18 protein-coding genes and 2 pseudogenes are annotated in these 17,961 nt (G+C 65.1%); 17 read left to right on the forward strand and 3 right to left on the reverse strand.

The genetic code is table 11. The annotated features are described in order from the left end of the window. Window positions 1–5: 5 nt before the first annotated feature. Genes Uis4E_RS08510 through Uis4E_RS08520 form a run of 3 tightly spaced genes read left to right on the forward strand, consistent with a single transcriptional unit; the run spans window position 6 to window position 2,897 of the window. On the forward strand, window positions 6–1,157 hold the full coding sequence (locus Uis4E_RS08510; RefSeq protein WP_101622744.1) for an NAD(P) transhydrogenase subunit alpha: 1,152 nt from the start codon (window positions 6–8) through the stop codon (window positions 1,155–1,157). 18 nt (window positions 1,158–1,175) lie between these two features. Continuing rightward, window positions 1,176–1,475 (forward strand): NAD(P) transhydrogenase subunit alpha part 2, encoded by a 300-nt coding sequence (locus Uis4E_RS08515; RefSeq protein ID WP_101622745.1) that lies wholly within the window; start codon window positions 1,176–1,178, stop codon window positions 1,473–1,475. Next, window positions 1,476–2,897 (forward strand): NAD(P)(+) transhydrogenase (Re/Si-specific) subunit beta, encoded by a 1,422-nt coding sequence (locus Uis4E_RS08520; protein WP_101622746.1) that lies wholly within the window; start codon window positions 1,476–1,478, stop codon window positions 2,895–2,897. Between the two features lie 110 nt (window positions 2,898–3,007). Here Uis4E_RS08520 and Uis4E_RS08525 read toward each other — a convergent pair whose 3' ends face one another. Continuing rightward, window positions 3,008–4,009 (reverse strand): alpha/beta hydrolase, encoded by a 1,002-nt coding sequence (locus Uis4E_RS08525; protein WP_101622747.1) that lies wholly within the window; start codon window positions 4,007–4,009, stop codon window positions 3,008–3,010. 259 nt (window positions 4,010–4,268) lie between these two features. Between Uis4E_RS08525 and Uis4E_RS08530 the strand changes: the two genes are divergently transcribed. The 3 genes from Uis4E_RS08530 (at window position 4,269) to Uis4E_RS08540 (ending at window position 7,161) form a co-directional block, all read left to right on the forward strand. Further along, window positions 4,269–4,895: a 50S ribosomal protein L25/general stress protein Ctc gene (locus tag Uis4E_RS08530; RefSeq protein WP_101622748.1), complete on the forward strand. Its 627-nt coding sequence runs from the start codon at window positions 4,269–4,271 to the stop codon at window positions 4,893–4,895. Window positions 4,896–5,112: 217 nt separating this feature from the next. Then, complete coding sequence (locus Uis4E_RS08535; protein WP_034526152.1) at window positions 5,113–6,240, forward strand: branched-chain amino acid aminotransferase; 1,128 nt, start codon at window positions 5,113–5,115, stop codon at window positions 6,238–6,240. A gap of 645 nt (window positions 6,241–6,885) precedes the next feature. Next, window positions 6,886–7,161 carry a hypothetical protein gene (locus Uis4E_RS08540; RefSeq protein WP_101622749.1) on the forward strand — a complete coding sequence of 92 codons (276 nt, stop codon included), beginning with the start codon at window positions 6,886–6,888 and terminating at the stop codon, window positions 7,159–7,161. Window positions 7,162–7,269: 108 nt separating this feature from the next. Here Uis4E_RS08540 and Uis4E_RS12475 read toward each other — a convergent pair. Continuing rightward, window positions 7,270–7,611 (reverse strand): annotated as a pseudogene (locus Uis4E_RS12475) (helix-turn-helix domain-containing protein); the annotation flags it as partial. Window positions 7,612–7,783: 172 nt separating this feature from the next. On the opposite strand from Uis4E_RS12475, the pseudogene Uis4E_RS12450 reads away from it, so the two are divergent. The 10 genes and pseudogenes from Uis4E_RS12450 to Uis4E_RS08595 form a co-directional block, all read left to right on the forward strand. Then, window positions 7,784–7,912: pseudogene (locus Uis4E_RS12450) on the forward strand (helix-turn-helix transcriptional regulator); the annotation flags it as partial. 332 nt (window positions 7,913–8,244) lie between these two features. Further along, window positions 8,245–8,535 (forward strand): type II toxin-antitoxin system RelB/DinJ family antitoxin, encoded by a 291-nt coding sequence (locus tag Uis4E_RS08555; protein ID WP_101622752.1) that lies wholly within the window; start codon window positions 8,245–8,247, stop codon window positions 8,533–8,535. Beyond that, the gene (locus Uis4E_RS08560; RefSeq protein WP_101622753.1) at window positions 8,513–8,884 is read left to right on the forward strand and encodes a type II toxin-antitoxin system PemK/MazF family toxin; all 372 of its coding nucleotides are present in this window, start codon (window positions 8,513–8,515) and stop codon (window positions 8,882–8,884) included. Before Uis4E_RS08555 ends, Uis4E_RS08560 begins: the two co-directional genes overlap by 23 nt. Before the next feature lie 409 nt (window positions 8,885–9,293). Beyond that, window positions 9,294–9,536: a hypothetical protein gene (locus tag Uis4E_RS08565; protein WP_101622754.1), complete on the forward strand. Its 243-nt coding sequence runs from the start codon at window positions 9,294–9,296 to the stop codon at window positions 9,534–9,536. Between the two features lie 17 nt (window positions 9,537–9,553). Beyond that, window positions 9,554–9,883 (forward strand): type II toxin-antitoxin system PemK/MazF family toxin, encoded by a 330-nt coding sequence (locus Uis4E_RS08570; protein ID WP_243394486.1) that lies wholly within the window; start codon window positions 9,554–9,556, stop codon window positions 9,881–9,883. Between the two features lie 215 nt (window positions 9,884–10,098). Then, on the forward strand, window positions 10,099–10,863 hold the full coding sequence (locus tag Uis4E_RS08575) for a trimeric intracellular cation channel family protein (RefSeq protein ID WP_101622755.1): 765 nt from the start codon (window positions 10,099–10,101) through the stop codon (window positions 10,861–10,863). A gap of 82 nt (window positions 10,864–10,945) precedes the next feature. After that, window positions 10,946–11,206: a 30S ribosomal protein S20 gene (gene rpsT / locus Uis4E_RS08580; RefSeq protein ID WP_034526172.1), complete on the forward strand. Its 261-nt coding sequence runs from the start codon at window positions 10,946–10,948 to the stop codon at window positions 11,204–11,206. A gap of 121 nt (window positions 11,207–11,327) precedes the next feature. Next, complete coding sequence (gene lepA, locus Uis4E_RS08585; RefSeq protein WP_101622756.1) at window positions 11,328–13,208, forward strand: translation elongation factor 4; 1,881 nt, start codon at window positions 11,328–11,330, stop codon at window positions 13,206–13,208. Then, window positions 13,208–14,461 (forward strand): radical SAM family heme chaperone HemW, encoded by a 1,254-nt coding sequence (hemW, locus tag Uis4E_RS08590; RefSeq protein ID WP_101622757.1) that lies wholly within the window; start codon window positions 13,208–13,210, stop codon window positions 14,459–14,461. The genes lepA and hemW overlap by 1 nt, the downstream gene beginning before the upstream one ends. A 31-nt stretch (window positions 14,462–14,492) precedes the next feature. Further along, a complete protein-coding gene (locus Uis4E_RS08595) occupies window positions 14,493–15,914 on the forward strand; it encodes a DHA2 family efflux MFS transporter permease subunit (protein ID WP_207764566.1) in 1,422 nt (473 codons plus the stop codon). Window positions 15,915–15,950: 36 nt separating this feature from the next. On the opposite strand, the gene Uis4E_RS08600 is transcribed toward Uis4E_RS08595, so the two are convergent. Beyond that, a complete protein-coding gene (locus Uis4E_RS08600) occupies window positions 15,951–16,523 on the reverse strand; it encodes a TetR/AcrR family transcriptional regulator (protein WP_165784927.1) in 573 nt (190 codons plus the stop codon). A 99-nt stretch (window positions 16,524–16,622) separates the two neighbouring features. Here Uis4E_RS08600 and Uis4E_RS08605 point away from each other — a divergent pair, with 99 nt between their 5' ends. Beyond that, window positions 16,623–17,909 carry an NADH:flavin oxidoreductase/NADH oxidase family protein gene (locus Uis4E_RS08605; protein ID WP_243394488.1) on the forward strand — a complete coding sequence of 429 codons (1,287 nt, stop codon included), beginning with the start codon at window positions 16,623–16,625 and terminating at the stop codon, window positions 17,907–17,909. Window positions 17,910–17,961: the final 52 nt, after the last annotated feature.

Below are 17,961 nucleotides of genomic sequence, written 5' to 3' on the forward strand. Positions count from 1 at the left end.
CTCTCATGGCTGAAATCAAGGAAGCCACGGTGGCTTTCGGTGTGCTGGACGAGACGTCGGATACGGAATCCCGCGTCGCGTTGACACCGGACATCGTCACCAGGCTCGGGCGGAGCGGAATCTCCTGCCTGATCGAACGCGGCGCCGGCGCCGCGGCGCACTACACGGACGAGGACTATGCGAAGGCGGGCGCCACGGTCGCCCCGCGCGACGAGGTGATCGCCAAGGCGGACGCGCTCGGCTTCGTCGACCGGCCGTCCGCCGAAACCGTCGCCAAGCTCAGGGCCGGCCAGTGGGTGATCGGCATGCTCGGCTCGTTCACCGACGCCGACTACGTCGACGCGCTCGATAAGGCCGGAATCGTGGGCATCGCCATCGAACGCCTGCCGCGCCAGCTGTCCAGCGCGCAGTCGATGGACGAGATGACCTCGCAGAACTCGGTGATGGGCTACAAGGCGGCCATCCTCGCCGCCGACGCCTACGGCTCGTTCCTGCCGATGATGACCACCGCCGCCGGAACGATCCGCCCGGCGAAGGCGCTCGTGCTCGGCGCGGGCATCGCGGGACTCCAGGCCATCGGCACGCTGCGCCGACTCGGCGCCGTCGTCACCGCGTACGACGTGCGCCCCGCCTCCAAGGGCGAGGTCGAATCGCTCGGCGCGAAGTTCCTCGACCTCGGCCTCGACTTCTCCAAGGGCCAGGGCGAAGGCGGCTACGCGCGCGCCCTGACGCCCGAGGAGCAGAAGGAGCAGCAGGCCGCGGTCGATGCGAAGGCCGCCGGCTTCGACATCGTCATCACCACCGCGAAGGTCCCCGGCCGCAGGCCCCCGGTGCTGCTCACCAAGGCCGGCGTCGACGGCCTGAAGCGCGGCGCCGTGATCGTCGACTGCGCGGCGTCCGAGCTCGGCGGCAACGTCGAGGGCTCCGCCATCGGCACGCGGACCACCGAAGGCGGCGTCACCATCATCGGCGCGCCGTACCTCGCCTCCGGCGTCGCCACCACCGCGTCGGACCTGCTCGCGCGCAACGTGGCCGACGTGCTCGCCCACTTCGTGCGCGACGGCGTGCTGTCGCAGGATCCGTCCGAGGAGCTCGACGCCGCGCTCGTCGTCGCCGGCCGCGCCGAGGCCGCCGGAACCGCGGCCGAAGAGAAGTAAGAAGGGAAGGAAACGCAAATGCCCACGCTCGTCGTCTCCATCACACTGTTCGTGCTGGCGCTGCTCATCGGCATCGAGGTGATCGGCAAGGTGCCCGCCACCCTGCACACCCCGCTCATGTCCGGCGCGAACTCCATCCACGGCATCGTCATCGTCGGCGTCGTCATCGTCGCCGCCGAGGCGAACTCGCCGCTCGCCTACGTGTTCATCTTCCTCGCGGCCGTGCTCGGCACGATGAACGTGGTCGGCGGCTACGTCGTCACCGACCGCATGCTCGAGATGTTCAAGTCCAACAAGAAGAAGGGGGAGGAGAAGTAAATGGCCTCCGCAACCGTCGGAACCATCGACATCGTCGCCTGGTTCGTCTACCTGTTCTCCGCCGTCATGTTCGTCGTCGGCCTGCACTTCATGAACTCGCCGAAGACCGCCCGCAAGGGCAACCAGATCTCCGCGTTCGGCATGGTTGTCGCCGTGCTCATGGCGTTCATCGTGCTGTTCGCCAAGGGCTTCGTCAACACGGTCGCCGTCGTCGTGCTCGTCGTCGGCATCCTGATAGGCGCGGTCGCCGGCGTCGTTTCCGCCAAGAAGGTCAAGATGACCGACATGCCGCAGCTCGTCTCCGTGTTCAACACTGTCGGCGGCGGCGCTGCCGCGCTCGTCGCCCTCAACGACATCCTCACCAAGGAGGGCGTGCCGGACCTCGTCGTGCTCATCACCGCCGGCCTCGGCATCCTCATCGGCTCCGTCACGTTCACCGGCTCGCTCATCGCCGCCGGCAAGCTGCAGGGCGTCAAGTGGGTGAAGAAGCTCACCCTGCCCGGCAAGGGCGTGTGGAACATCGTGTTCATCGTCCTCACGGTCGCCAGCTTCGTCATGCTGTGCGTCCAGCCCGGCCAGCGCCTCCTGTGGTCGATCCTCACGACGCTGTTCGCCCTCGGCTACGGCCTCGTGTTCGTTATCCCGATCGGCGGCGCCGACATGCCCGTCGTCATCTCCGTGCTCAACGCCTGCACCGGCACCGCCGTCGCCATGTCCGGCCTCGCCATCGACAACGTCGCCCTCATCGTGGCCGGTGCGCTCGTCGGCTCCGCCGGCGTGACCCTGTCCATCCTCATGGCGCAGGCCATGAACCGTCCTCTGCTGTCCGTCCTCGCCGGCGGCTTCGGCGGCTCCGACGCGGCCGCCGCCGGCGACGGCCCGGAGGGCACGATGAAGGAGACCTCGCCGGACGACCTCGCCGTCCAGCTCGTCTACGCCGACAAGGTCATCTTCGTGCCCGGCTTCGGCCTCGCCCAGGCGCAGGCCCAGCGCGAGCTCGCCGACCTCGGCGAACTGCTCAAGAGCCATGGCGTCGAGGTCTCCTACGCGATCCACCCGGTCGCCGGCCGCATGCCCGGCCACATGAACGTGCTGCTCGCCGAGGCCAACGTGCCCTACGAGGAGCTCGTCGATCTGGAGGAGATCAACCCGCAGTTCCCGTCCGCCAACGTCGCCCTCGTCGTCGGTGCCAACGACGTCACCAACCCGGCCGCCCGCCGCCCCGGAACCCCGGTCTCCGGCATGCCGATCCTCGACGTCGACAAGGCGCAGAACGTGGTCGTCATGAAGCGCGGCCGCGGCACCGGCTACGCCGGCATCCAGAACGAGCTCTACTTCGAGGACAACACGCAGATGCTGTTCGGCGATGCGAAGAAGAGCCTGCAGGCCGTCATCGCCGCCGTCAAGGAGCTCCTCGCGTAGACGAGCCGTTCCGCGTCGGACGAGCAGTGGCCCCTCCATCGGAGGGGCCACTCGCGTATTCCCGGTCCGGCCGGCCGGCCGACGGATCGGGCGGGGAGACCGACCCGGCCTCACAGATCGAACACGCGTCCCACGAACGCGGTGACGCGCCGCCAATACGAATCGGGGTCGGTGCTGGCCGCCATCGCGTGGGCCGCGCCGGGGACGACGAGCACCTCACGGTCGATGCTCGCGCAGGCCGCGACGTTGCGGTCCAGGAACGCCGGATCGACGAACGTGTCGGCGCCGCCGTGGATGAACATCATCGGGATGATCGTCCGCCGCAGCGAGGGCAGACAGCTCGCCTCCTTGAACCCGTATCCCGCGGCGCACCGGCAGACGGCGCTCATGCAGCGCACCACGGGGACGCCCATCCAGCGGTACGGCAGGCGGTACATGCCCTTCGCGTTGAACAGGAACTGATCCCAAACGGACGTGTAGCCGCAGTCCTCGATGGCCGCCTTCACGTTGCGGGGCAGCGAGGGGTCGCCGGTCGTCATCATCACCGTCGCGGCCCCCATCGAAACGCCGTGCAGCAGGATGCGCGCATCCGGATCGCTGGCGACGATCAGCGATATCCATCCCAGCAGGTCGCCGCGTTCCAGCCATCCCATGCCGATGTAGCGCCCCCCGCTCGGCTCATGGGCGCGCTGGGCCGGGATCAGCACGGTGAACCCCATGCGCGCGAACCGGTGCGCGTACTTCGCCATGTCGCGGGGACCTCCGGAATACCCATGGAGGGTGATCGCATAGAGGTGCGGGGCGGGGGAGGCGCAATCCGGATCGAACAGCCATCCGCGCAGATCCGTTCCGTCCTCGCCGCGCATCCGCACCGGCTGGCGTGCCCTGTCGAACCATTGCGCGGCCTCGGCCTCCTCGCCGGCATCGGCGTGCGGCGTCTCCAGATAAGCCGTGGTCGCGCCGTCATGGGCCATCAGCCGGGCCATCCAATGCGCGTACCGGGTGTCCAGGGACAGATGGAACATCAGCTCCCCCGCGGCCAGCAGGCCGGACCCGAGCATTCCCGCCCCGGCCGCGACGCCGATCAACGCGTTCCTGGTGATTCGCCTCATCGCAGACCTCCTACCGCCCGACGAACAGGTCCCGTATACGATTGTAGTATCCCGGCACCCCTGGTTGTCCCGCGCCCCGCTATAATGGTGAGCTGTTGCTTTGGCGAGGGAAGAGCCGTCCTGCGCACCGCGAAGGTCCGCTTCTTCCGTTATCGACTCGGCGTGATGAACCTCCTAGGGGCGTTCTGCGGCGCGTCGTGGCGTCAAAAGACAGAACGACAAGTGACACACCAGTCCATACAACCCAAGGAGACCAGATATGGCTACCAAGATCGTCCTCAACGGCGAAGTCCGCAACGAGTTCGGCAAGGGCGTCGCCCGCCGCCTGCGCGTCGCCAAGCGCATCCCCGCCACCATCTACGCCGGTGGCGCCGAGCCGAAGTTCCTCACCCTGCCGATGAAGGAGACCACCCTCTCCCTGCGCCACACCAACGCCCTGTTCGAGCTGAACTTCGGCGATGAGAAGGCCATGGCCGTCGTCAAGGACGTGCAGCGCAACCCCGTCAAGCGCATCGTCGAGCACATCGACTTCTACGAGGTCAAGGCCGGCGAGAAGATCGACGTCGAGGTGCCGGTGTTCGTCGAGGGCACGCCGAAGGGCGCCGCCGTCGCGTTCGTCGACATCCAGGAGCTCAAGGTCCGCGCCGACGTCGCCAACCTGCCGGAGCGCATCGTCGTGAACGTCGAGGGCCTGACCGACGGCACCAAGGTGTTCGCCAAGGACGTCGTCCTGCCCGAGGGTGTCGAGCTCGACGTCGAGAACGCCGAGGAGTCCGTCGTCACCGTCGAGGTCCCGGAGGATGCCACCGAGTCCACCGCCGCCCCGGAGACCGCCGCGGCCCCGGCCGCCGACGCCGCTGCCGCCCCGGCCGCCGACGCCAAGTGATCGCTGCCGGCGTGAGGCCGGCATGACGATCTGATTTCCCGGGAAGACCCGCGACACGTCTCGCGGGTCTTCCCATTTGCTTTTCATAATGTGAACCGGCGCACATCCGCCGTTGCGGGATGTGCGAAAGTAACTGACAGCACCGGGCGCCACAAGCGCGCGGCAACCCCTTCGAAAGGCCGTCATCGTACGGCCGATTGCAACAAAAGAAGTGAACATGACTGAGAACACGCATCACGATCCGGCGGCGCTCGACAAGCTGGTCGAGCCGTTCACCGTACTGCCGAACGAGAATCCCGCCTCCGACGCCAAGCGCGCCGAGCTCATCGACAAGCCGGCCTTCGGCCAGGTCTTCTCCGACAACATGACCCACATGACGTGGACCAAGGGTGAGGGCTGGGGCGACCGCCGCGTCGAGCCGTACGCGCCGCTCAAGATGGATCCGGGCGCATCCGTGCTGCACTACGCGCAGGAATGCTTCGAAGGCCTCAAGGCGTACCGCCACTCCGACGGCTCCACCTGGCTGTTCCGCCCGGACGCGAACGCCGAGCGTTTCCAGAACTCCGCGAAGCGCCTCTACCTGCCCGAGCTGCCGGTCGACGACTTCATCGGCTCCGTCGCCGCGCTGGTGCGCCGCGACGCCGCCTGGGTCCCGTCCCGCCGCGAGTACACGCTGTACATGCGTCCGTTCATGTTCGCCTCCGAGCCGTTCCTCGGCGTGCGCGCCCCGCACGAGGTCGACTACTGCGTGATCGCCTCCCCGTCCGGCCCGTACTTCCCGGGCGGCGTCAAGCCGGTGAGCATCTGGGTGGAGGACAAGTGGTTCCGCACCGGCCCCGGCGGCACCGGCTTCGCCAAGTGCGGCGGCAACTACGCCGCCTCCCTGCTCGGCGAGTACACGGGCATTGAGAACGGCTGCGAGCAGGTCTGCTTCGTCGACGCCGCCACCAAGACCTATCTCGAGGAGCTGGGCGGCATGAACATGATGGTCGTCCACAAGGACGGCCACGTGGAGACCCCGTCCCTGACCGGCAACATCCTGCCGGGCGTGACCCGCCGCTCCCTCATCCAGCTGCTGCAGGACCGCGGCATCGACGTGGTCGAGACGATGATCGCCCTCGAACAGCTGCTCGAGGACATCAAGTCCGGCGAGGTCACCGAGGTGTTCGCCTGCGGCACCGCCGCCATCATCACGCCGATCGGACGCTTCAAGTCCCCGAAGTTCGACGTGACGGTCGCCGAGGGCGGCGTCGGCGAGCTCACCCAGTCGCTGCGCGACGAACTGCTCGGCATCCAGCTCGGCGAGATCGAGGATCCGCACAACTGGATGTGGAAGGTCTGCTGAAGCGGTCGGGAGTGATTGTTCGGCGGATGCTTCGAGTCGTGATTCTGATTGGTTGTTCGGAATTGATTTCGCGAGTGTGTTAGTCGGACGCGATCCCAAGAGTCAGTAGTGGGCGACAGGCGGTGCAGTTGTTGCCCGTGGCCTTATCTTATGAAGCGCCTCATATCGGCTCCATAGCCGGTGTGAGGCGCTTTCGCATATTCCGGCTTTGCATGAAACCGTCCACGGTGCCGGTGGTGCCGTTTGCGGCGTGAGCCTTGTGGACACCGAGCGGTTGACTTGTCCCGCGATGACGTGACGCATGGCATAGCGGCGGGGATACTTGGGAAACCTTGGGTACCTGTCGGACTGGGACACACTCCGCGTCGCGATTGATGGAATTGACCTCACCGTGATCACGGTGAGGTCAAAGATCGCGGCCGCAAATCGTAGGACTTGCGGCCGCTTCACTACCCAAGGGAGATACTACCATGAAACGGAGACTCCTAAGAGCCTACGGGCGCTTATGGTGGTGTCTCTGATGTCAGAGGTCTCACATCGTGATTGTCGCCGTGTACAGTGACGACACATCGTATGTGAACGGCATGCACCGGCTGTTGGGATACCCTGATGCTATGCCATATCCCTACGGGAAGGAGTCGCGCAATGAGTAGTGTGGATGCGCGTAGAAAAACGCGTGCGTTCAACAATAGGATAGTGTGGCGTAAGGCCGTGCAGGGCGCGCGGCGTGACGGCACGTCGCTTGAAACCGAGCTTAACCGCGTGGTGTCCAAGTATGCGGCCGTTGCCGATTCGACGACATTCGATGACTGCGATTACATGAATCCCGACTTGCTGCCGGGGGAGTCCGTGCATAAGACGTCTGATGATACCCGTACGCATTTCGAGTCTTTGCTGGCCGAGGTACGTCGTGGCGTATGAAATACGGAGATGCCGGCATTCCTCGCCTCGTGCTGGGCGGGCGTGAGCCGGCGGAAGAACAGGTCGAACACCTCCAGCCCCCATGCGCAGACCGTCGACGACGCGCGTGCATATCGGGTCCACCCTCTTCCAATCCATGCGCATCAGCCGCGACACGGCGCTCCTGGACGCGTGCACGCTCAGCCAGGCGACCGGCCGTTCGAAATCATACGTGTACTCGCTCTTCATCCTCGCCCACGACGCCGTCGCGACCGTCACCCTGTGCTCCGCGCAGTCGACGCGGACGGGCGCGTATTCCAGCAGGAGCTTCGTGCACCCGACGTCGAGATGCCGCCAACGTCGCGCGGGCAGACGGTCGTACGGGTTGCCATGCTTCCCGCATCTGGAGCACCGGTCCATGTCCCGCGAGTACGGGCGCACCGGCGCGACGTTGGCGGGCAGGTGCAGCATGCGCTTGAGCGCGCCGGCTGATACGGTAGGCACAGGCGTTTCCTCTGTTATCGGTTCTATTTCTTGGCGGAAACAAACCTAACAGGAGAACGCTTTTCATACCCACACACGCGAAAGCCCCGGCGACGCCGAATCCCACAACTCCCACCACACAAACTGGCGAAGACTCAATAAGATTCGAGTCGCGCAAGGACTTAGTCAGACGGATTTGTCTAGATTGACGGGTATTGCGACGCAAACAATCTCTAGGATTGAGACGGGCAAGAAACGCACGGGCGCACTGTCCGGCGATTGCCGTTGACGGCCGATCGTCGCGCCGTCGTCACGGTGTCCGGGCACGTGGATACACGGGATATGGGCGCGTTCATGGCGTTGTTGGCTGAGGGCGTGTACGTCTGCGACCGTGTGAACGATTACCGGACGAAAACAAGGATGTGAATCATGGTATGCGCGGACTTCCCTCACGGCCCGACGCGTGGCCTACCGTCATGCCGCCGATGTGAGCGGCCGATGCTGTCCCTGTTCTACGTCTTGCCGCCTGGTTTTCCTAGCTTTCGCCGGGCGGCATACCTACCTATTATTTACCTTTTTGGTATATCCTTTATATCATCTGATTATCGTTAGGAGGTTGTTATGGCTAAAGTGATTGTCAATGTCGATGATGACGTGAAGACGCGTGCCGCCGCCCTGTACGAATCCATGGGCATGACACTGAGCACTGCGGTGAATATGTTCCTTCGCCAGTCGATTCTCGATGAGGGGATGCCGTTCAAGCCCACGCGTCGCGCGCCGGACGGATACCCGGTTCCGCCGAGGCATTCCGCGTACCTGTTCGACAAGTCGGAAACCACGGGGCATGTGATTCTGCCCGCCGATTGGGACGATCCGGAGGATGCAGTCTATGACCGCTACGCAGACAAGTGAGCCGCGCCTGTACGACGTGTGGCTGATGTTGGTGGAATTTCCCGATCATCCCGGCGTAGGCAAGCCGCGCCCCGTCGTCATCACCGACATAGACGGTGATTTGCTGTCCGGCATCGTCGCCAAGATCACCGGCAACATGTCGTGGGATGAAGCCGGTGACGTTCCGCTTCTGGACTGGAAGGCCGAGGGATTGGACAAGCCGTCGCTCGTGCGGTGCTCACAGCGTTTCTACTTCAACCGCAGTGAGCTGTTGAGGCGTTTCGGTCGTCTGTCGCTGAGGGATGCGGAACACGTCAACGACGGTCTTGCGGCTTCGCCGGACGTTCCGCCACATAGGCGACGGGCGTAAGCCCGGCTCATTCGTCGAACCGCATCATGGGTGTTCCCGAGATAAAACGAACGCCCTGCAAGCCGTAAGACTTACGGGGCGTTCCCAGATGCAAGGGAGATATTACCATGAGGACGCGTCTTTTGCGAGCGTGTGGCGTGGTCAGATGGTGCGGCTTCTGCCGCAATCCTATATGGTGACTATAGCCGTCTATGCGGGCGGAACCATAGTCATCCATGTGACTGTCTGACCATGATGGGATACCGGCGCGGATTGTTCCGCGTCGGCGTCTCCCTTGGATGAACGGGCGCGGTCGTGCGCCCTGAAATATCGCGGCCGCCCTCACCCGCCGTCACAAGTGGGTAAGGGACTATGACGTGTTCCAAGGTAGACGGGATACGCTGGTTGTATCTATGAAAGGTGGTGTGTTATGACGGTTGTCGAAAGCTTGCCCGCCTATGTCCAAGCTGAGGCGTTGGCGCAGCGCAAGGGCTTGCATGTCAGTGATTTGATTAACGCCTACTTGGCTGGCTATGTGGCCGGCAGTGGTCCCGAACGTGACGAGCGCGGCTATCCGGTGCTCCGATTGGACTCGGGTTATCCGGGGATTGTGCGCCCTGAAATTCGGGATGGTGCCGTGGTCTTGCCTGAGGGGTGGGACGATGACGAGTGAGCGTGAGCCGAAGCGCTATGAGATTTGGGGTTCCTTTTGCGTTTCCGGATAAGCCGGGTAAAAGCAAGAACCGGCCGTCGGTGGTGCTTCAGTGGGATGGCGGGCGTCGTATGGTGCTGATTACGAAAGTGACCGGCAATGTCGATCGGCGTGAGGTTGGTTACGTGGTGTTACGAGACTGGTCCGAAGCTGGTTTGACGAAACCGTCCGCGGTTCGTTGCTCTCAGTTGTTGGACGTTCCGCGTGAGTTGTTTCTTGATGATGGGCCGGTTGGCGTGTTGTCGAGATATGACGCGGAACGCGTGTATAACGCGGTGCTTGAAGCCAATCCCGGTATCGAGCTGTAATCGTCTCCTGTTTGATATGTCGGCGTGCCGTGGCCTAATCACGACACGCCGATCTGCTTACCTGAAAAGATGCGCGATGTCATCAATCATCAAGCTCATTCGAACACGATAGCCGATTGAACCGGAGTGCCGCTAGTGTATTGATGTGTGTGGAGGATGGTCGCAATCCACTGGAACCGTTTGCTCCGAAGGATTGTGCATGAGAGGGGGAGAACATGAAGGTGGCGTTGGAAAGCAACGCGTTCTTCATGGGGGTGGAGTATCTCGCGGTGTTCTGCTGCGGTCTGGTCGGCGGGCTGGCGGCCGTGCGCAAGCAGTACGACCTGTTCGCCATCCTCGTGATCGCGTGGCTCACCGCGTTGGGAGGTGGCATCCTGCGTGACGTGCTGCTCGAAGTGCCGCCCGTCGGTATCACCGACCGGTGGTCGGTGGTTACCGCGCTCGTCTCCGGTATCGCCATCGCGATCGTCCACCCGGAGATCAACAAGCTCAAATGGTCGATGATCACGCTCGACGCGCTCGCGCTCGGTCTGTTCGCGGTCAACGGCACGGCGAAGGCCATGTATCTCGGCACGTCCGGCATGACCGCCGGGTTCCTCGGCATGGCGACCGCGCTGGGCGGCGGTCTCACCCGCGACATCCTCCTCAACGACGTGCCGATGATCATCCGCGACAAGCACTGGTACGCGGTGCCCTCCGCCATCGGATGCGTGTGCACCGTGTTCGTGTGCAAAGGGCGCATGGCGGGATTGCTGGATGCCGAGCAGGAGATTGGGCTCGACGTGCTCATCATCGTGCTCATCGTCGGCATGCGCCTCGCCTCCGTGATCTACAACATCAAATTCCCCGGGGCCGTGGAACGCCACAACGTGTACCTGCCGGGGGAGGGACACTATCTCAGGCGGCCCGACATCACGCCGAAATCCGGTGCCGCGGACCGCGGACCCCATGCGCGGTGGGATGAGGACGACGACGCCTGACGAACGCGCGTCGCGTTATCCGCACGGCGTGCTATCATCTACGTCTCGTATGTCCTTATAGCAAACGTCGTTTGGAGTTACATTGGCAAACATCAAGTCGCAGAAGAAGCGCGTCATCACCAACGAGAAGGCGCACAAGCGCAACGTGGCCGTCAAGTCTTCGCTGAAGACCGCCGTCCGCGCCACCCGCGAGGCCATCGCCGCCGGTGACAAGGCCGCCGCCCAGGCCGCCTACCAGGTCGCCGCCCGCAAGCTCGACAAGGCCGCCAGCGCCGGCGTGATCCACAAGAACCAGGCCGCCAACCGCAAGTCCGGCCTCGCCGTCGCGATCAACGCCCTGTGAGACCGGTTCCGCTCCGTTGAGCGGATGGTCGAGGAACCCCGCAAGCCCACCGGTTTGCGGGGTCTCTTATTTCGCGTACACTAATGTAGGTTTGACTACAGTCGATTAGGAGGCATGCTCAGTGGCCACCCAGCACAACCAGCCCGGTTCCACCGACCAGTCGTTGATCCGCAACTTCTGCATCATCGCGCACATCGATCACGGCAAGTCCACCGTGGCGGACCGCATCCTGCAGCTGAGCGGCATCGTGCCGGAACGCGAGATGCGCGACCGCTTCCTCGACCGCATGGACATCGAACAGGAGCGCGGCATCACCATCAAGTCGCAGGCCGTGCGCGTGCCGTGGACGTTCGACGGCACCGAATACACGCTGGGCATGATCGACACCCCCGGCCACGTGGACTTCACCTACGAGGTGTCGCGCGCGCTCGCCGCATGCGAGGGCGCGGTGCTGCTCGTCGACGCGACGCAGGGCATCGAGGCGCAGACGCTGTCGAACCTGTACATGGCCATCGACCACAACCTCACCATCATCCCGGTGCTCAACAAGATCGACCTGCCGAGCGCCGAACCGGACAAGCACGCCGAGGAGATCGCCGGCCTGATCGGCTGCGAGCCGAGCGACGTGCTGCGCGTGTCCGGCAAGACCGGCGAGGGCGTCGCCGACCTGCTCGACCAGATCGTCATGGAGGTGCCCGCGCCGGAAGGCGATCCCGAGGCCCCCGCCCGCGCCCTCATCTTCGACTCCGTATACGACTCCTACCGCGGCATCGTCACCTACATCCGCATGGAGGACGGCGAACTGCACGACCGCGAGAAGGTGCACATGATGGGCATCGGCATGACGCACGATCCGATCGAGATCGGCGTGATCAGCCCGGACATGACGCGCACCAAGGCGCTTGGCGCCGGCGAGGTCGGCTACATCATCACCGGCGCGAAGGACGTGAGCCAGTCGAAGGTCGGCGACACCCTGACCTCCGCCGTGCGCCCCGCCGCGGAGCCGCTGCCCGGCTACCGCGACCCGAAGCCGATGGTCTACTCCGGTCTGTTCCCGATCGACAACGCCCAGTTCCCCGAGCTGCGCGAGGCGCTCGACAAGCTCAAGCTCAACGACGCCGCCCTCATCTACACGCCGGAGACGTCCGTCGCGCTGGGCTTCGGCTTCCGCTGCGGCTTCCTCGGCCTGCTGCACATGGAGATCGTCTCCGAGCGCCTGAGCCGCGAATTCGGCCTCGACCTCATCCAGACCGCGCCGAACGTCACCTACGAGGTGACCAGCGAGGACGGCACCGAGCACCACGTCACCAATCCGAGCGAGTTCCCGGACGGCAAGATCAAGAAGATCGTCGAGCCGATGGTCGCCGCCGACATCATCACGCCGAAGGAGTTCATCGGCGCGGTCATGGACCTGTGCCAGGACCATCGCGGCCAGATGGGCACGATGGAGTACATCTCCACCGACCGCGTGGAGATGCACTACCGCATCCCGTTGGCGGAGATCGTGTTCGACTTCTTCGACCAGCTGAAGTCCCGCACCAAGGGCTACGCCTCGCTCGACTACCATGAGGACGGCGAGCAGACGGCAGACCTCGTCAAGGTGGACATCCTCATCCAGGGCGAGAAGGTGGACGCGTTCAGCGCCATCGTGCACCGTGACAAGGCGTACAGCTACGGCGTGATGATGACGAAGAAGCTGCGCGAGCTCATCCCGCGCCAGCAGTTCGAGATTCCGATCCAGGCGGCGATCGGCTCGCGCATCATCGCGCGCGAGAACATCCGCGCGCTCAGGAAGGACGTGCTCGCCAAGTGCTACGGCGGCGACATCACCCGTAAGCGCAAGCTCCTCGAGAAGCAGAAGGCCGGCAAGAAGCGCATGAAGATGCTCGGCCACGTCGAAGTGCCGCAGGAGGCGTTCATCGCCGCCCTGTCCACCGGCGAGGACGCGAACGACCGCGATACCAAGGACAAGATCCGCGCCGCCCAGAAGACCGAAGGCTGATGTTCGAGGTCTACATCCACGTCCCGTTCTGCCTTCGCCGTTGCGGCTATTGCGACTTCAACACGTACACGGCGACCGACCTTGGCGCGGGCGCCTCGCGCGGCAACTATGCGAACATGGTCATCCGCGAGATGGAGCTCACGCGTGAATGGCAGCTCGTTCACGGCATCGAGGAGCCGCCGGCGGACACCGTGTTCTTCGGCGGCGGCACGCCGACCATCCTCTCCGCGGACGACCTCGTGGCCATGCTGGACGCGGTCCGCCGCATCTGGGGCGTCGCGCCGGCCGCGGAGATCACCACCGAAGCCAATCCGGACACCGTCAACGAGTACTACATCGGGCGTCTCGCCGAAGGCGGCTTCACACGCATCTCCTTCGGCATGCAGTCCGCCGTGCCGCACGTGCTGAAGACCCTCGACCGCACGCACACGCCGGCGAACGTCGAAGCCGGCGTGCGCGCCGCCGGCAAGCTGGGTCTGCGTTCCAGCGTCGACCTCATCTACGGTGCGCCGGGGGAGAGCCTCGATGATTGGCGCACCTCGGTAAAGACCGCCATCGATCTCGGCGTCAACCACATCTCCGCCTATGCGTTGACCGTCGAACCGACCACGAAGATGGGGCGGCGGATCGCCGCCGGCACCCTGCCCAAGCCGGACGACGACGACGAGGCCGCCAAATACGAGATCGCCGATGACCTGCTCACGGCCGCCGGACTCGCATGGTACGAGGTGTCCAATTGGGCGAAGCCCGGCTACGAGAGCCGGCACAACCTCGGCTATTGGCGCAACGTCGACTGGGCCGGTCTCGGCCCCGGCGCGCACTCGCACTACAACGCCGTCGCCTCCGACGGTGCCGGCGCGACGCACGCTCTGCGCGCATGGGACATCGCGCATCCGCGCATGTGGGGCACCGCCATCAACGAGGGCCGCGTCCCGTGGGGCGGCAGCGAGGCGATCACGCCGGGGGAGAACCTCGAGGAGCTCATCATGCTCGGCCTGCGCATCCGCGAGGGGCTCGACCTGACCCGCATCGACCGGGCCATCGCCTCCGCGCGCGAATCGGAGGGCTCCACGTCCCTGCGCTCCATTGACGCCGCGCGACTGCGGCCGATGGTCGAAGACGGCCTCATCGTCATCGAGACCGATGCGGAGGGCCACACGCGCGTCGTCCCCACGCGCGTCGTCCCCACGCGCAAGGGCCGTCTCCTCAACGACGCCGTCATCGAGCGCTTCTTCGCCCTCGCCGGCGTATGACCCCCGGAAACGAAACCACACGAAACACGCCATGTCCTATCTTGAACCTGCCATGCTGAGCGACCGCCGTCGCGCGCTCATCTTCGTTAACATCATGCTCTCGTGCATCGCCACGACCATCATGGCCACGGCGCTCACCACGGCCCTGCCTCCCATCGTGCGCGATCTGGGCGTCGCCATGCAGACCGGCCAGTGGCTCACCAGCGGATACTCGCTCGCCATGGGCATCGTCATGCCGTTGACCGCGTTCCTCATCACCCGGTTCCCGACCAAGCCGCTCTACCTCGCCGGCGCCGTGCTGTTCATCGTCGGCTCGCTGGTCTGCGTGGCCCCGGTGCCGTTCGCCGTCATCATGGCCGGCCGCGTCGTGCAGGCGTGCGGCAACGGACTGCTCATGTCGATGGCGCAGGTCGTGCTCATGACCATCTACCCGGACAACCGCGGCACGGTCATGGGCTGGTACGGTCTCGCCGTCGGCGTCACGCCGGTGATCGCACCCACCTTGTCCGGCCTGATGGTCGACGCGTTCGGTTGGCGTTCGATCTTCTATCTGGTGGTCGGCGTGATGGCGGTGTCGCTGGTCGCGGCGTGCTTCGTGTTCGGCGATGTGCTCAAGACATCCGAACGGTCCTTCGACGTGCTGTCGTTCGCGGTGAGCATCGTCGCGTTCGGCGGCGTGACGCTCGGCGTCGGCAACATCGGCTCCATGCCGTTCACGAGCATGGCGGTCCTGCCGCCGCTGGCGCTCGGCGTCGCGGCGTCCGTGTGGTTCGTGGCGTTGCAGCTGAAGCGCGAACGCCCGTTCCTCGACGTGCGCATCCTGCGCCGTCGCGGATTCGCGTTGAGCGTAGTCGGCAGCATGCTGCTGTACTTCGCGATGATGGGATCGTCGGTGATGCTCCCGCTGTACGTGCAGACCATCAAAGGCGGTTCGGCGTCGATGGCCGGCCTGGTGAGCCTGCCCGGCTCGCTCGCCATGGCGGTGGTCAGCCCGATGGCCGGCCGCCTCTACGACCGGTTCGGCGTCAGACGCCTGTTCCTCTTCGGCGGCGTCTGTCTGACCGCCAGCAACCTGTGCATGGGGTTGCTGCCGTTGTCCGCGTCGATCTGGGTGGCCGCCACGATCAACGTGGCGCGCTCGCTGGCGATCGGCTGCCTGATGATGCCGTTGGTCACGTGGGGCACAAGCGCCGCGGGCGAGGGGCGTCTCGCCGACGCGAACGCGCTGCTCACCGCGTTGCGCACCATCGCCGGGGCGATCGGGCAGGCCGTGTTCGTCGGGATGATGACCGCGCTGGCGGCGTCTGCGCACGCCGGCGGCATGGATATGGCCGCAGCGGACATGCACGGTCTGAACCTGACGTATCTGGCCATGGGCGCGTGCGCGCTCCCGCTGATCGTCATCCCGCTGGTGTTCCTGCGCGGCGGGGAGGATGGGCGTCGTGCGGCCTGACGATTCGCGTACGTCGGCATCGATGGTCGGACGTGTTCACTCCACGCCGCCCAGCAGCGTATGCGTATAGTCATGCAGCTGCTCGCGGGTGAGCGCATGCCCGCGCAGGTATGACCAGTCGAGCACGAGCATCACCGTGTTCGCGTAATGGTCGGCGACGAGGTCGGCCGGCAGGTCGAACCGGTCGCGGTCGACGCAGGTGCGCATGATCTCATGCGCCCGGGCCTCGATGAACATGTGCAGACTGGAGAACAACGGGCCTTCGGGCGGATTGTGCTCCAGCACCGCGCGCAGCAGGTCCGCGTTGGACTCCAGCAGGTCGGCCATCGCGTCGAGCGCCGTATCCACGCGATGCTCCGGCCCGGCCGATGCGAGGTCGGCCAGATTCGCCTGTCTGGACAACGCCGTCCAGCAGTAGTCGAGCAGATCGTCGCGGTCCTCGAAGTAGTTGTAGAACGTGGCGCGCGGGTATCCGGCCCGCTCGCACAGCGCGTTGACGCTGATCCCGGTGAACGGCTTCTCGGCGAGCAATGCCGTCATCGCGTCGAAGAACGTGTCGAGCGTGCGCTGCGCGCCGCGGGTGAGCTTGGCGTTGAGATCCTTCTTCATGACTGTCCAGCATAGTCTATCGTCCATATTTTTGCAGTTGTCAAACTATATGGTAATTTAGACAACTGTACAAACATGGACGTATGGAAAGCTGGAACCATGATGAATGACACGATCGCGGCCGATGCCAAGACGGAGACCGTGACGCCGATCGCCGCACCGCTGATCCTGCCCTGCGGCGTGAGAGTGAAGAACCGGATCTACAAATCCGCGATGAACGAGGCGCTCGCCGGCCGCGACTGCGCGCCGACCGAAGCCCACGTGCGTCTCTACCGCACATGGGCGAGGGGAGGGGCCGGCGTGCTCGTCACCGGCAACGTGATGGTCGACCGCACCCAGCTCGGCGAACCCGGCAACGTGGCCGTCGAGGACGAGCGCGACCTGAACATGCTGCGCCGATGGGCCACCGCCGGCACCGAGAACGGTACGCACTGCTGGATGCAGATCAACCATCCCGGCCGCCAGTCGCCCATCACCGTCAACCCGCATCCGCTCGCGCCGAGCGCCGGCAGCATCGACGGCGAATACGGCAGGTTCTTCGCCGAACCGACGGAACTCACCCGCGAGCAGATCCGCGACATCGTCCGCCGGTTCGCCGCCACGGCCCGCATCGCGAAGAAGGCGGGATTCACCGGCGTGGAGATCCACGCCGCGCACGGCTACCTCATCAACCAGTTCCTCTCGCCGCTCGACAACCGGCGCACCGACGAATACGGCGGCGACATCGAACACCGCGCCCGGTTCCTGTTCGACGTGTTCGACGCGGTGCGCGAGGCGGTCGGCCCCGATTTCCCCGTGGCGGTCAAGCTCAATGCGCAGGACGGCGTGCCGGGGGGTTTCAGCGAAGAGGAGTCCGTCTGGGTCATGAAACAGCTGGAACGTCGCGGCGTCGATCTCATCGACATCTCCGGCGGCACCTACGCGAAGCCGGTCATCCAGACCAACGGCGGCGCGGAGGAGGACCGCAGGCGCGGCGTCTACTTCACCGACTTCGCGCGACGCGTCACAGGCGAACTGACCGTGCCGGTCGCCCTGACCGGCGGCTTTCGCAACGCCGCCGACATGGAGCGCGCGCTGGGCGAGGGCATCACGCAGATGATTGGCATTGCGCGGCCGCTTGCGCTTGTGCCCGACCTGCCGAACCGCATCATCCGCGACCGGTGGGACGGTTTCGTCGAACTGCCGCGCGTGACGACCGGCATCAGGACGCTCGACAAGGCGTTCGGCGGCATCCTCGTCATCAGCTGGTTCGAACTGCAGATGAACCGGATCGCGCGGGGCGAACGCCCCGACCCGCGCATCGGCGGCCTGCGCGCGCTCATGTTCGCCATGAGGCGGCACGGTCCCGCCGCCCTCGCGCCCCGCCGCCGCAAAGGGCGGCAGTGACGACTGTGTCCGGCATGCCGGCGATGCGTTCCGGCGCGATGGCGATGAACCG

The organism is Bifidobacterium parmae, from assembly GCF_002860365.1.
Lineage (GTDB): Bacteria > Actinomycetota > Actinomycetes > Actinomycetales > Bifidobacteriaceae > Bifidobacterium > Bifidobacterium parmae.

What these genes read in the sequence shown, in the direction of transcription:
- Uis4E_RS08510 (WP_101622744.1), top strand. Translation starts at nt 6, where the DNA reads ATGGCTGAAATCAAGGAAGCCACGGTGGCTTTCGGTGTGCTGGACGAG.
- Uis4E_RS08515 (WP_101622745.1), top strand. Translation starts at nt 1,176, where the DNA reads ATGCCCACGCTCGTCGTCTCCATCACACTGTTCGTGCTGGCGCTGCTC.
- Uis4E_RS08520 (WP_101622746.1), top strand. Translation starts at nt 1,476, where the DNA reads ATGGCCTCCGCAACCGTCGGAACCATCGACATCGTCGCCTGGTTCGTC.
- Uis4E_RS08525 (WP_101622747.1), bottom strand. Translation starts at nt 4,009, where the DNA reads ATGAGGCGAATCACCAGGAACGCGTTGATCGGCGTCGCGGCCGGGGCG.
- Uis4E_RS08530 (WP_101622748.1), top strand. Translation starts at nt 4,269, where the DNA reads ATGGCTACCAAGATCGTCCTCAACGGCGAAGTCCGCAACGAGTTCGGC.
- Uis4E_RS08535 (WP_034526152.1), top strand. Translation starts at nt 5,113, where the DNA reads ATGACTGAGAACACGCATCACGATCCGGCGGCGCTCGACAAGCTGGTC.
- Uis4E_RS08540 (WP_101622749.1), top strand. Translation starts at nt 6,886, where the DNA reads ATGAGTAGTGTGGATGCGCGTAGAAAAACGCGTGCGTTCAACAATAGG.
- Uis4E_RS08555 (WP_101622752.1), top strand. Translation starts at nt 8,245, where the DNA reads ATGGCTAAAGTGATTGTCAATGTCGATGATGACGTGAAGACGCGTGCC.
- Uis4E_RS08560 (WP_101622753.1), top strand. Translation starts at nt 8,513, where the DNA reads ATGACCGCTACGCAGACAAGTGAGCCGCGCCTGTACGACGTGTGGCTG.
- Uis4E_RS08565 (WP_101622754.1), top strand. Translation starts at nt 9,294, where the DNA reads ATGACGGTTGTCGAAAGCTTGCCCGCCTATGTCCAAGCTGAGGCGTTG.
- Uis4E_RS08570 (WP_243394486.1), top strand. Translation starts at nt 9,554, where the DNA reads ATGAGATTTGGGGTTCCTTTTGCGTTTCCGGATAAGCCGGGTAAAAGC.
- Uis4E_RS08575 (WP_101622755.1), top strand. Translation starts at nt 10,099, where the DNA reads ATGAAGGTGGCGTTGGAAAGCAACGCGTTCTTCATGGGGGTGGAGTAT.
- hemW (WP_101622757.1), top strand. Translation starts at nt 13,208, where the DNA reads ATGTTCGAGGTCTACATCCACGTCCCGTTCTGCCTTCGCCGTTGCGGC.
- Uis4E_RS08595 (WP_207764566.1), top strand. Translation starts at nt 14,493, where the DNA reads ATGTCCTATCTTGAACCTGCCATGCTGAGCGACCGCCGTCGCGCGCTC.
- Uis4E_RS08600 (WP_165784927.1), bottom strand. Translation starts at nt 16,523, where the DNA reads ATGAAGAAGGATCTCAACGCCAAGCTCACCCGCGGCGCGCAGCGCACG.
- Uis4E_RS08605 (WP_243394488.1), top strand. Translation starts at nt 16,623, where the DNA reads ATGATGAATGACACGATCGCGGCCGATGCCAAGACGGAGACCGTGACG.